Consider the following 13994-nt stretch of genomic DNA (forward strand, 5'->3'; position numbering starts at 1 on the left):
AGCCTATCTACAGTATAAATATGCTGGATTAACTGCAAAGGGTGGGCGTCAGATCATGACGTTCGATAATCACCGTTTTGTTGGTCATGTGGGCTGGCGTCAAGATCGTCAAACATTTGATGGTTTAGGTTTATCTTATAATATCAGTGATGTTGTGCAGCTTGATTATGCGTATATCGATCAGCGCAACCGCATCTTTGCTGAAGCTAAAGATGTTAATTCCAAAGATAATTTAATTAATGCTTCATATAAAACCGGGTTGGGTAAATTAACTGGTTATGCTTACCTGCTCGAAGAAGATAAGGATATCGACAATGGTATTGATACCTACGGTATTCGTTTTAGTGGCGATACCAAACTAGCTGAAACAAAAGTTCTATATACTGCTGAATATGCGATGCAGGATACTGACGAAATGGGGGTATCTTATTCTACTAACTATCTTGCTCTAGAAGCAGGTGCTGTATTTGCTGGTTTTACAGCTAAACTTGGTTATGAATTATTAGGCTCTGATGACGGTAAGTATGGTTTTGCTACGCCATTAGCTACCCTGCATAAATTTAATGGTTGGTCAGATCAATTCTTAACTACACCGACTCAGGGTTTAGCTGATATTTATGCTTCTGTCAGTGGTAAGGTTGCTGGTGCTACCTTGACCTTGGCCTATCATGATTTCTCTGCTGATGAATCAAGCTCAACCATTGATGATTTTGGCTCTGAAATTGATGCCGCTTATGTTATGCCGTTGACTAAAAATTATAAAGTTGGCCTGAAGTATGCCTCTTATTTCGCCGGTGATAGCGCTACAAATAAAGTTGATACCAGTAAGGTTTGGTTGTGGCTAAATGCTACATTTTAATTAATTATTTTAGTAATACTTAGGTGGCCGTGTGCCACCTTTTTTTGCTCATCGTTTTAACATAGACTTAGCCGCAAAAATTAGCTACATTAACTGTTTATTCATACAGTCTATAATTACTCACATCATGAAACTTTATATTGCCGAAAAACCCAGCCTTGGTCGCGCTATTGCCGATGTATTACCGAAACCTCACAAGAAGCAACAAGGTTATATTGAGGTCGGTAATGGTGATGTAGTGTCTTGGTGTATTGGTCATTTACTCGAACAAGCAGAACCCGATGCCTATGACGATGCTTATAAAAAATGGCGTTTAGAACACCTACCGATCGTGCCTGAAACCTGGCAATTAAAGAAAAAACCCAATACCAGTAAGCAGCTGACGGTATTAAGAGGATTAGTCAAAAAGGCCACTAGTTTGGTGCATGCGGGTGATCCCGACAGAGAAGGGCAGCTGCTGGTAGATGAAGTGATTGAATTTCTGAAAACGCCGGCGAAAAAGAAAAATACCGCCCAGCGTTTACTCATTAGCGATCTTAATCCTGCAGCGGTAACAAAAGCCTTAAATAATCTGCAACCCAATAGTGACTATATTCCTTTATCTGTTTCAGCGTTAGCACGCTCGCGAGCGGATTGGCTCTATGGCATGAACATGACTCGTGCTTATACCTTGCAAGGCCAAAAAGTTGGTTATCAAGGGGTGCTGTCAGTTGGGCGAGTGCAAACGCCTATTTTAGGGTTAGTCGTTAGGCGTGATATCGAAATAGCCAATTTTGTCAGTAAGCCTTTCTACGAAGTATTGGCGCATCTACAAACCCAGCAGCAAGAAATATTTACAGCCAAGTGGAAACCGAGCGAAGCCTGTCGTCCGTATATGGATGAGGATGGTCGGGTATTGGTAAGAAAGTTAGCTGAAAATGTCGTCAGCCGTGTTCAAGGTCAAATGGGCGAAGTGACTAAGCTGGAAAAGAAAAATAAACAACAAGCCGCGCCACTTCCTTACAATTTATCGTCACTACAGATTGACGGCGCTAAGCGTTTTGGCATGAGTGCACAGCAAGTCTTAGATACCTGCCAAGCCTTGTACGAGCGTCATAAACTGATTACTTACCCACGTTCTGATAGCCGTTATTTACCCAAAGAACATTATGCCCATCGTGGTAGTGTGATTAAGGCGATAGCCAATACCAGCAGTTCATTAAATCAAGCCGCGCTAAATGCCGATCAGAGTTTACGTAGCAAAGCTTGGAACGATGGCAAGGTGGAGGCACATCATGCCATTATCCCTACCGAAAAAAGTAGCAGTGTGGACAGGCTTAACAGCAGTGAAAAGAACATCTATGAATTAGTTGCGAGGCAATACCTGTGTCAGTTTTATCCTGCTTATGAATATGCAGATACTGTGGCTGAAATTACTATTGCTGGTGGGCTGTTTATTGCTAAAGCAAAAATGACGTTAAAGCAGGGCTGGAAAATATTATTTCCTAAATCAGCGGCGAGTAATAGCAAGCAAACGGAAGCTGAAAAAGAGTTAGCCGCGCAACTACCCACCATCAAAAAAGGCGAACAGCTGTTATGTCAGCAGGCTGAATGTATTGAAAAGCAGACTCAGCCGCCGAAACATTTCAGTGATGCGACTTTACTTGCGGCGATGACCGGTATCTCGCGTTATGTACAAGATAGTGATATTCGTAAGATCTTGAAAGACACCGATGGCCTTGGCACCGAAGCTACGCGAGCAGGGATAATTGAACTGTTATTCAGACGTAATTTCTTAGTGCGTAATAACAAACTGATTTTAGCCACTGACGCTGGCAAAGGCTTGATTAATGCTTTGCCTGAATCGGCGACATTACCGGATATGACCGCACAATGGGAATCGGTACTTGATGGTATTAGTAAAAAAGAAGCCAGCTATCAGCATTTCATGGGCGGACTATTACAACAACTATCCGGCATGATTGAACAAGCGAAAGCGACACTACCCGATGGTTTACGTGGTCTTTCGAGTGGTAAACCTGCGGGTAGTCGATTTAAGAAAAAGCCAGCAGCAAAGCGGAGTTATAAAAAATCATAACGTTAAAGTGATTATTGGCGCTGTATTTATATAAGGCTGTATTGCATTTACATAAAATTGTACCGCTATTGTGATAATTCTGTGATGAACAATTTGTTTAAATAGACCATGATTACTATATGGAAAGTTAACCAAGCAGGTAACGGAATGATAATTAAGTCTAAAAGCAAATCTCAAGCAAGTGAAAATGATGTTATTGCGGAACCGGTATATCAGCAACGTCGACAATTCCTCAAACAATTAGGTCTTGCTGGGGTGGGACTGGCCGCTGCTAGTCCTGCACAAGCAAGTATCTTTGATATATTTTCTGGTGACAAGAGCAAAGCTGGTGGTCAGGCATTTGTACAATCGCCGCTGACATTAACCGGCAGTCAAGATTACGCCAATGGTGAGATTTGGACACCTGAGAAAAAAGTGCTCTCACATAATAACTTTTACGAATTTGGTACGGCGAAAACCGATCCACAAAAAAATGCACAGGATTTTAAAGTCGAACCTTGGACGTTAACCATCACTGGTGCTGTTGAAAAAGAAATTACCCTAGGTTATGACGATTTATTTAAAGTTGCAGATTTAGAAGAGCGTATTTACCGCATGCGCTGTGTTGAAGCGTGGTCGATGGTGATCCCGTGGACAGGTTTTTCACTGGCTGAAATCATCAAAAAAGCCAATCCAACTTCAAAAGCGAAATATGTCGGGTTTGAAACCTTGTACGATCCGAAACAAATGCCTGGCCAAGCGTCATCATATCTTGGCGGTAGTCTGGATTGGCCTTATGTCGAAGGGTTACGCATGGATGAAGCCATGCATCCGTTAACTATGCTATCTGTTGGTACGTTTGGTAAAACCCTCGCGCCACAAAATGGCGCACCAATTCGCTTGGTGGTGCCATGGAAATATGGTTTCAAAGGTATTAAATCAATTGTTAAAATCCATTTGTTAGAAAAAGAGCCGCCAACGACTTGGAATCGTCTTGCATCTCGTGAATATGGTTTTTATGCCAATGTTAATCCTGCTGTGGATCACCCGCGTTGGAGTCAAGCGTCAGAACGTCGTATTGGTAATGGCAGTATTTTTACGTCGAAACGTATCAAGACATTACCGTTCAATGGTTATGCTGAGGACGTGGCGAGTTTATATCAAGGCATGGATCTGAAGAGGTATATCTAATTATGCCTATGCTAACCTATAAGCGGATGCCATATCTTAAGGCTTATATTCACATACTTTCTATTATGCCGCTGGTATATCTTGGGTTGGCAGTTGATGCTGATGCACTGGGTGGTGATCCTGTGCAAGCGGTGATCCATTTTTTAGGCAAAGGCGCGCTAAATTTATTGCTGCTAACACTCGTTATTTCCCCTTTAGCAAAACGTTATAAAGAAGGTTTATTAATCTCAACACGGCGCCTGGTCGGTCTATATTGTTTTTTTTATGCCACATTACATTTACTGGCATTTACATGGCTCGATTTAGGTTGGGATATTAACTTATTGTTCCAAGAGCTAATTAAAAGACCCTATATTTGGCTTGGGATGATCGCATTTATCATTTTATTCTTATTAGCGTTAACCTCCCCAATATGGGTGCGCCGTAAAATGAAAAGAAATTGGCAGAGGTTACATAATCTTATCTATTTGGTCGCGATTTTAACTCCCTTACATTACTATTTATCGGTTAAATCTGGTTGGATTGAACCTGCCTTGTATACCTCTTTGGTGGTATTTTTGTTAATAAAAAGAAGGAGGTAGGATTATTTTCCGCTGTATTCTTATCATAAATAGGTATTTAGTTGATCTATTACAAATAAGTTAACTTGACCTTACTTTACACTGCCAGAAATACTATAATTGACCTAATATTTTAGATAACATCAATTTTATATATCATCATTTCTGCAGGAATTTTAGATGAAACAACAAACAAGTAATATAGATGTCGAGAAAGTCGAGAAAAAAGGTGAATGGAAACTTTTTGTTTTCTTAACTGTATTCTTATTTCCGATCCTCGCTACCGTTAGTGTATTTGGTTATGGTTTTGTCATTTGGATGAGTCATATCCTTTTTGGCCTACCAACACATTAATCAAATTTACCAACAACTCATTATCCAGGTATTACTATAATGAAAAAATTATTTTCTATGATCGCTCGTTTTTGGGGTGTATTCAACAAACCAAGTAAGCATATCTCCTTAGGTATTGTTACTTGCGGCGCTTTCCTTGCTGGTATTATTTTCTGGGGTGGTTTCAATACTGCACTAGAAGCAACCAACACCGAAGCATTTTGTATTTCTTGTCATAGTATGAAAGAAAACAATTACCAAGAAATTCAAAGTACTATTCATTGGTCTAACCGTAGTGGTGTTCGTGCTACGTGCCCTGATTGTCATGTACCGCACAAATGGTCAGACAAAATGGCGGCTAAAGCGCGTGCAAGTAAAGACGTGTTCGGTTGGTTATTAGGGACTGTTGATACTAAAGAGAAATTCGAAGCTAAACGTTTACACCTAGCGCAAAATGAATGGGCTCGTTTTAAAGCCAATGGTTCACTTGAATGTCGTAACTGTCATGACTATAAGAGCATGGATTTCACTAAAATGTCAGAGCGTGCGCAAGTGCAAATGCGTGGTGCTGCGGAACGTGATCAATCTTGCTTAGATTGCCATAAAGGTATTGCGCATCACCTACCTGAAATGGATACCACGGCGATCAGTGAACTAGGCAAAATGGCGAAGAACCTAGAAGGTCACTCGTTTGAAGTTGGTAAAGAGTACTACTCTCTAGTACAAACACCACTTTATAAAGATGAAAAAGAAACTGAGTACCTAGGTGTATTAACACCAGCGACGAAGTTTAAAGTAATTGCAGAGTCTGGTAATCGTCTAGAAGTTGAATTAGTGACTTGGCATAAAGCCAAAGGTTACGGTCGTGTATTGTACTTTGATTTTGCGAAAAACATTGTTCAAGCAACACTATCAAAAGAAGCATCGCAAGATGAATCACTATTTGTTCGTGGTGATAAGCGAGAAGATGACTTAACTGGTCTACCTTGGGAACAAGTAACGTTCACGCTATGGGTTGATAAAAAAGGTTATGAAGAAGACCTGCAAAATATTTGGGATTATGCGAAAGGCGCTTACCAAACAACTTGTAGTGTTTGTCATACCCAACCAGCTGAAGCGCATTTTGATGCAAATACTTGGGTTGGTATGTTTGCCGGCATGCAAGGTTTTGTGAACTTAGATGGCGATACCCATGATGTTATCTTGAAGTATCTACAAAACCATTCATCTGATTACAGCAAAGATGCTCACTAATTCAAAGAGAAGTATGACTATGTTTAATAGAGACAAAAAGTCTAATAAAGAAAATGTATCAGTAAGTCGTCGCTCCTTTCTAAAAGGGGTTATGGCGACATCTGCAGTTGCTGTGATCGGTCCTAGCTTATTGGCACCAAAAACAGCAAGCGCGGCTACGATGGCTGAGCGTGCAGAATGGAAACTAACGGGTTCGCACTGGGGTGCGTTCCGTGCCAAGATCCATGGCGGTAAAGTTACTGAAGTGAAAGCGTTTGAATTAGATAAATACCCAACTGATATGCTCAAAGGCATTGAAGGTATTATCTATAGCCCATCACGTGTGCGTTACCCTATGGTACGTTTAGATTGGTATCTAAATCGTGAGAAGAGTGACACTAAACAACGTGGTGATAATCGCTTCATCCGTGTTACTTGGGACCAAGCATTAGACATGTTCTACGAAGAATTAGAGCGTGTTCAAAATACCTATGGTCCATCAGGTCTACATACTGGTGCTAACGGTTGGCGTGCAACAGGTCAATTACACAGCTGTGGTAGCCACATGGCGCGTGCGATCGCAATGCATGGCGCGTCAGTAAAAGATGTGGGTGATTACTCAACCGGTGCTGGCCAAACAATTTTACCTTATGTACTTGGTTCGACTGAAGTATATGCACCGGGTACATCATGGCCGTTAATCCTAGATAACAGTAAAACGATTATCTTATGGGCAACGGATCCAGTGAAAAACCTACAAGTAGGTTGGAACTGTGAAACGCATGATAGTTTCGAGTACCTAGAACAACTGAAAGACAAAGTTGCAGAGAAGAAAATTCGTGTAATTAGTGTTGATCCAGTGAAGAACAAAACGCAAAACTTCTTGGGCAATGAACACCGTTACATCAATCCGCATACCGATGTACCTTTCATGCTTGCTGTCGCACATACTATGGTGAAAGAAGATCTGCATGATAAGGAGTTCATCGATACTTATGCACTTGGTTTCGATGAATTCTTGCAGTATGTGCAAGGTGAAACTGAAGACAAAGTAGAGAAAACACCAGAATGGGCGAGTGCAATCTGTGGTGTTCCTGCAGATGAAATTCGTGATTTTGCACGTTTGATTACCAATGGCCGTACTCAGTTATTATTTGGTTGGTCAATTCAACGTCAGCAACATGGTGAGCAACCATATTGGATGGGCGCGGTATTAGCGACAATGATCGGTCAAATTGGTCTACCTGGTGGTGGTATCAGTTATGGTCATCACTATAGCTCGATTGGTGTTCCAAGTTCAGGTGCCGTTGGCGCGGGTGCATTCCCCCGTAACCCTGATTCAGGCAAGCCAATTCGTCACGAGAGTAAAGACTTTAAAGGTGCCAGCAGTACATTGCCGGTAGCGCGTTTCGTTGATGCATTGCAAAATCCAGGTAAAGTGATTGATGCCAATGGCTCGAAGATCACCTTCCCTGATATTAAAATGATGGTATTCACGGGTTGTAACCCTTGGCATCGTCATCAAGATCGTAACAAGATGAAAGCTGCATTCCAGAAATTGGAAACTGTGATCGCGATTGATTACAACTGGACTGCAACGTGTCGTTTCTCTGATATCGTGCTACCTGCTTGTACTCAGTACGAACGTAACGATTTAGATATCTATGGTTCATATCGTGCCAAAGGTTTGTTGGGTATGAAGAAGCTAGTAGACCCACTATTCCAATCTAAAACTGACTTTCAGATCTTTACTGAGCTAACAAAACGTTGGGGCAAGAGCAAAGACTATACTCAAGGTAAGAGTGAAGTACAGTGGTTAGAGCAGCTTTATAACGAATCTAAAGATGCTAATGCCGGTAAGTGGGAAATGCCAGACTTCCACGAATTTTGGAAAGAAGGTTACTTCCACTTTGGTGACGGTGAAAACTGGACGCGCCATGCTGACTTCCGTGAAGACCCTGAAGTTAACGCTCTAGGTACTCCGTCTGGTTTCATTGAGATCTACAGCCGTAAGATTGCTCGTTTTGGTTATGAGCACTGTAAAGGTCACCCTATGTGGTTTGAGAAAGAAGAGCGCTCACACGGTGGTCCAAAATCAGATGAATTTCCGGTATGGATGCAGTCTTGTCACCCGGACAAACGTCTGCATTCACAAATGTGTGAATCAGAAGCGTTCCGTGCGACTTACACAGTGCAAGGTCGTGAGCCTGTTTACATGAACTCTGCAGATGCGAAGAAGCGTGGCATTAAAGATGGCGACATCGTGCGCGTATTTAACGACCGTGGACAGTTATTAGCGGGCGCCGTAGTTGATGATAACTACCCTGTGAATGTGATCCGTATTCAAGAGGGTGCTTGGTATGGTCCTGAAGATGAAAGCATAGGTTCACTTTGTACTTATGGCGATCCAAACAACCTAACAATCGATATCGGTTCTTCTGAACTTGCGCAAGCAACGTCAGCGAATACGTGTCAGGTTGAGTTTGAAAAATTCAAAGGCAAAGCACCCGCGGTTAACTCATTTGGTGGTCCAAAAGAAGTCGTTTAATGATGGTGTAAAACATTAATTAGTACGGTTCGATAAAGCCTAATAAGTCGCATGTTGTGAAAGCAATATGCGTTTATTAGGCTTTTTTTTTGGCTTAAGCTTTCTTGCCTGAAAGACTGGTGTATCATGCCTGTCATATCCTCCCCTTTATTAGTGAACCCCATGGCTTTAACGGCAACGATTTTAAAAGCAAAAGTATCTATTGTTGATCTCGACAATCATGTTTATCTTAATGATATCCCGCTTACCCTTGCTCAACATCCTTCTGAGAACGATAACCGTCTAATGCTACGCTTGTTAGCTTGGATGCTAAACGTCGATGCAGAGGCGCGTTTAAGCTTTACCAAAGGCTTAGGGGAAGATGAAGAACCTGATATTTGGTTTAAGTCGGATATTGGTGTGATTGAACATTGGATTGACTTAGGTCAGCCATCAGATAAGCGTTTAAAGAAAGCCAGTAATCAAGCACAGAAAGCGACCATCTATACTTATGGCGATCGCAGTGCCGCATTATGGTTTAAGAAGATTAAATACAGCGCGGATAACTTGTCGATTCAATTTATTAGTGATGAAACTGCAGAGCAAATGGAAAAGCTATATAGCCGCAACATGGAGCTACAGTTGATGATCCAAGATGGTGATATTCAAGTCATGTCTGGTGATATGACTATCGCAATCAAACCTGAAGTGTGGTGCTAATTTAGTTTGAGCGAATGAGTAACGACGGCGTATTATCAGCGTCGTTACTCATCATTACGACTGATTTAATTAATCATGTTCTTATTTTTTGTATAATAGTAACAACCATCAACACTATAAAACCGGCCAATAAGCCTGCTAAACCATCAATCATAATCGGTGCAACTCCCGCCACGACGACGTTATGTGCCAATGCCTCGGGTAGCATAGTCATTAGAGTGAGAACGACATCGTGAGCTCCAGGGATACTGTGTAGGATAATACTGCCACCGACTAAGAACATAGCAACAGTCCCTATTACCGCTAATGAGCGCATCAATTTGGGTGCGAAAGTAAGTAAGCCAGTACCTAAATAGTGTTTCAGCGTTTTTGTTTGGCTGTTATTAACGAGATATAAGCCAACATCATCCATTTTGACGATACCCGCAACGAGTCCGTATACACCCACAGTCATGAGCAGGGCAATTAAACTGACGACGGTTAGTTGTGTGGTTAATGATTCAATTTGTACCGTGCCTAAGGCGATAACAATGATCTCGGCTGATAAGATGAAATCGGTGCGGATAGCGCCTTTGACTTTCTGGTTTTCGAACTCTTCAACGGACAATCCCGCTAAAGCGTCATCGTTATTATTATCTTCATCAGCGGATGTTGATTTAGCATGATGGAGTTTTTCGGCGCCTTCAAAGCATAAGAATAAACCGCCGATAAGTAATAACGGCGTAATTAGCCAAGGTGCGACTGCGCTGATAAGCAGTGCTGCTGGTACTAGAATAGCTTTATTTTTAAAAGAACCTTTGGCTACTTTCCAAACCACGGGTAGTTCACGATCGGCACTGACGCCTGAAACTTGTTGGGCATTGAGTGCTAGATCGTCACCCAATACACCAGCGGTTTTTTTCGCGGCCACTTTTGTCATCAGTGCAACATCATCCAGCACTGACGCAATATCATCGAGTAGGGCGATTAAACTTAATCCTGCCATGGTTGCTCTCCTATGAGCTAAATTGTTTGATAAATTAATTTAAACAAAAAGATACAACCAGTATAAATAAAAAAACCTGCTCGGGAGCAGGTTTTTAGGATTAATCTTCTTCGTGGCCATCGTCGACGATTTCAGCCCTCGGCTTTCTCTTCATCGGTGCAAAGCCACCATCAACAGCACTTGCCATTGAATCACGCATAGCTTGTTTCTTATCTTGCTTCGGCGCGGTATTTTGCTTGTGCTCAGGTGCATTCTTATCACCTTTACGTGCTAGTTTAGTCGGACGACCTTTATTGCTAGCAGGTAAACGTTTCTTGGCTGGTTTTGGTTTTAAACCTTTAAATTTAGCTTCAAAACCTTCTAGCATAGTACAAGTCAGTTTTACTTTTAAGTAGCTTTCGATCTTACCAAATGAAGTCCAATCTTTCGGGCTAACTAGTGAAATAGCGATACCAGTTGCGCCAGCACGACCAGTACGACCAGTGCGGTGAATGAAATCTTCTGGGTTAATCGGTAAATCAAAGTTGATAACATGGCTTAAGGTTCGGATATCAAGACCACGAGCGGCAACGTCAGTTGCTACTAATACTTCAACACGACCACGGCGGAAATCTTCCAGAGTGCGTTTACGTTGATTTTGTAACATGTCACCGTTAATTGAAGTGGCATTGATATCGTTATCAACTAATAATTTTGCTAGACGTTCTGTATCTGATTTAGTTGCTGTGAAGATTAGTAGCTGGCGATAGTCTTCAGTTTTAGCAAGATGCACTAACTGTTCTTCTTTGTGCGTTAGATTGTCAGAGAAAAACAGACGTTGTTCAATTTTTTCATGTTGATCGTTTGAGCGGTTAATCTCAATACGCTCTGGAGCACGTAATACTTGGTTACAAATATTGGCTACGTCAACGTGCTCTAGTGTTGCAGAAAACAGCATTGTTTGACGTTTTACGTTTGGTGCGCTGTTTGAAATGGCAGATACGTCATCACGGAAACCCATGTCTAACATACGGTCAGCTTCATCCAGAACTAAGAATTCTAAGTGCTCAAGTGAAATTGTTTTGCCACGGATATGATCAAGCAGACGACCTGGTGTCGCAATTAATACTTCTGGATTTTTACGTAGTAATTTTTCTTGGTGTTGAAACGACTCACGACCAATAATCAATTGGATTTGATAATCTAGGCTCATGCCCAAGTGTTTCATGTTTGCATGTACTTGGATCGCAAGCTCACGTGTTGGTGCTAAGATCACTGCTCGTACAGCGCGGTGTTCGAAACGACGTTGCTTTAACATACGTTGTAATATTGGTAGACCGTAAGCAATGGTTTTACCACTACCAGTCTGCGATGTAGCCATGATGTCACAGCCACCTAAAATAAGTGGGATAGCTGCTTCCTGCACCTCTGTTGCTTGTTCAAATCCTAAATGCTCGATTGAACTGATTAAACGTGGATCGATACCGAAATCTTGAAAGCGCAAAGAAGCTACCTCTTAAAATAGAATAAAAATAATTGCTAGAAATTATTTAGGGGCGAGAACTATATAGGAGCGTAGTCCAAATTCCAACCCTATTTTCTAGTCACAGGGGACTATTATACAGCATAAACAGAATATGCTTGCAGAAATAAATGATTATCCCTTTTAAAAGCGCATGCTTCATTTGTAATGCAGAAATAAATAGTAGTTATTTAAGCAATTTTGCCAATATTAGCTAAATTTATTAAATAGGTTATAGAAGGATACGTGGTATGCGGGCAATCAAGGTTGATTCAGGTAAAGTTATTTTGCAATCTTCGTTATTTAGCAAAATACGAACGTTACTGCTGGTGATGTTAGCCGCGGTTATTACAGGCATGTTTATTACGATTGAAGTGCTGAGTCAGCAGGCCAATCCGCTTCACGCTGAAGTCTTCACAACGCTTAAACTTACGATGCTACTGGTGGCATTACCGCTGCTTTTAGCGGCGCTGGTTATCTCCAAGCTAGTACTGAAAAAGTTAGTCTCTCAACCTTTAGCTGTTCTGCAGCAAAAGTGCCAAACGGTAATAGCGAATGATGGTCGTGATCATGCCACCCTTAGTTCTCCTTATGTTGAGTTAGATGGGGTGGTTGATTTACTTAACGCACAATTGCAAACCATCTGTGAACCTAAGTTAAATAAATTACTGTTAGCGCAATCCAAACAACAGTTCGTCGAAAGCTTAACCAATGACATTCGTACGCCAATGAATAGTATTCTGGGCACTGCTGAGTTGTTGTGTGAAATGCCGCAGGACACCACGTCAGTGGAATATTTAAAATTAATGAGGCACTCTGCCAACCACATGCAAATGGTGCTGAATGATGTTGCTGATTTTTCTAAAATAGAATCAGGTAATTTAGAGTTAGCAAAGGTACGTTTTGACTTATTAGCCATACTAGATCAAGTTTATACCTCGCTACGTCCATTAGTCAGTCATAACTTACGCGTACGCTTTAGCTTAAATTATAACGAAGATCTGCATCGTTTCTATATTGGCGATCCTGTTCGGCTTCAGCAAGTATTAGTTAACTTAGTTGCTAATGCGTTGAAATTTACCGATAGAGGATCTGTTGAGCTTAAAGTGGCTTGTACCCATGTCGATGATAACCATGAATACGGTGAAATGGCAGATCTAGTTTTTACTATCAGTGATACTGGTATCGGTATACCGGTGACTAAACTGGCGCATTTATTTGATAATGAGCCAGAGCCTTATCGTCATAAATCAAATGATTTACCCAGTGGGGGTTTAAGCCTAGCTATCTGTTCACGTCTTATTAATCTTATGCAAGGACAGCTACGAGTCGATAGTACCTTGGGGGAAGGTGCGCAGTTTAAAATAAATTTACGCTTACCTCGAGCTCATCAATTACGTGCACAGCACATTGTTGGTAGCAATGATCTGGCTGTCGATCGATTAGCGGGGTTGCGAGTGCTGCTAATTGAAGAGAGTAAAATTAATCAATTAGTATCGCAACAAGCGATGAAGCAGTTGCAGATGCAGGTATTTACTGCAAATACAGGTTTAGAAGCACTGAAGCTCATGGCAAAATATAAGTTTGATATTATTTATATGCAGATACCGAATGAGGGTGGTATTGCTACCACTAAAGTGCTGCGTGCTGGTAGCTGTAATAATCACACCCCTATCATCGCGCTGACTGAGGATGCACTCAAGTTTGATTTTATGAATTGTAGGCATGCACAGATACAAGGCTGTATTAATAAACCGCTATCTAAACAAGCTTTAATTGACGAGACAGTACGTGTGCTCGGTTTCGAAGTGCCAGTCTCTGATGTGGTATTACCGATCAATAAAAAAATAAAAACTGGCTCAGAAGAATCGATTTAATGGTGTATTTTTAGTTACTGGCGGTTTGGTTATGTAACCATCATGCTTTTTAGGGCAAGCTGCTCAGTAATATCAAGATTTAGTTCGTCACAAGCTTCTTCAAATGTTTTACCCAAATGGCAAATATACATTTCTATCGCGACAAGATGATT

Annotated in this window: 11 protein-coding genes; 9 read left to right on the forward strand and 2 right to left on the reverse strand. The window is 41.3% G+C overall.

The annotated features are described in order from the left end of the window. From QNK26_RS08920 to QNK26_RS08955, 8 genes are all read left to right on the forward strand, one after another. Positions 1 to 859, forward strand: an 859-nt coding sequence (locus QNK26_RS08920) for an alginate export family protein (protein WP_319222323.1), incomplete at its 5' end; no start/stop codon positions are given. 127 nt (positions 860 to 986) lie between these two features. Continuing rightward, positions 987 to 2936, forward strand: coding sequence for a DNA topoisomerase III (locus tag QNK26_RS08925; protein ID WP_319222324.1), 1950 nt, complete (start codon positions 987 to 989; stop codon positions 2934 to 2936). Positions 2937 to 3083: 147 nt separating this feature from the next. Further along, positions 3084 to 4106 (forward strand): protein-methionine-sulfoxide reductase catalytic subunit MsrP, encoded by a 1023-nt coding sequence (msrP, locus tag QNK26_RS08930; protein WP_319222325.1) that lies wholly within the window; start codon positions 3084 to 3086, stop codon positions 4104 to 4106. Between the two features lie 2 nt (positions 4107 to 4108). Further along, positions 4109 to 4687, forward strand: coding sequence for a protein-methionine-sulfoxide reductase heme-binding subunit MsrQ (gene msrQ / locus QNK26_RS08935; RefSeq protein WP_319222327.1), 579 nt, complete (start codon positions 4109 to 4111; stop codon positions 4685 to 4687). Between the two features lie 159 nt (positions 4688 to 4846). Then, a complete protein-coding gene (locus QNK26_RS08940; RefSeq protein WP_319222329.1) occupies positions 4847 to 5020 on the forward strand; it encodes a periplasmic nitrate reductase, NapE protein in 174 nt (57 codons plus the stop codon). Positions 5021 to 5059: 39 nt separating this feature from the next. After that, positions 5060 to 6253, forward strand: coding sequence for a pentaheme c-type cytochrome TorC (gene torC / locus QNK26_RS08945; RefSeq protein ID WP_319222330.1), 1194 nt, complete (start codon positions 5060 to 5062; stop codon positions 6251 to 6253). A gap of 13 nt (positions 6254 to 6266) precedes the next feature. After that, positions 6267 to 8780, forward strand: coding sequence for a trimethylamine-N-oxide reductase TorA (gene torA, locus QNK26_RS08950; protein WP_319222331.1), 2514 nt, complete (start codon positions 6267 to 6269; stop codon positions 8778 to 8780). A 126-nt stretch (positions 8781 to 8906) separates the two neighbouring features. Further along, a complete protein-coding gene (locus QNK26_RS08955; protein ID WP_319222332.1) occupies positions 8907 to 9479 on the forward strand; it encodes a YaeQ family protein in 573 nt (190 codons plus the stop codon). A 73-nt stretch (positions 9480 to 9552) separates the two neighbouring features. Here the strand turns inward: QNK26_RS08955 and QNK26_RS08960 are convergent, their stop codons facing one another. Both QNK26_RS08960 and QNK26_RS08965 read right to left on the reverse strand, forming a co-directional pair. After that, positions 9553 to 10464: a DUF808 domain-containing protein gene (locus QNK26_RS08960; RefSeq protein ID WP_319222333.1), complete on the reverse strand. Its 912-nt coding sequence runs from the start codon at positions 10462 to 10464 to the stop codon at positions 9553 to 9555. A 100-nt stretch (positions 10465 to 10564) separates the two neighbouring features. Next, positions 10565 to 11947, reverse strand: a complete 1383-nt coding sequence (locus tag QNK26_RS08965; protein WP_319222335.1) for a DEAD/DEAH box helicase — start codon at positions 11945 to 11947, stop codon at positions 10565 to 10567. Between the two features lie 269 nt (positions 11948 to 12216). Between QNK26_RS08965 and QNK26_RS08970 the strand changes: the two genes are divergently transcribed. Continuing rightward, entirely contained in the window at positions 12217 to 13842 is a 1626-nt protein-coding gene (locus QNK26_RS08970) for a hybrid sensor histidine kinase/response regulator (RefSeq protein ID WP_319222336.1), read from the forward strand. Positions 13843 to 13994: the final 152 nt, after the last annotated feature.

It is taken from the genome of Moritella sp., from assembly GCF_033791185.1.
In the GTDB taxonomy this organism is placed as follows: domain Bacteria; phylum Pseudomonadota; class Gammaproteobacteria; order Enterobacterales; family Moritellaceae; genus Moritella.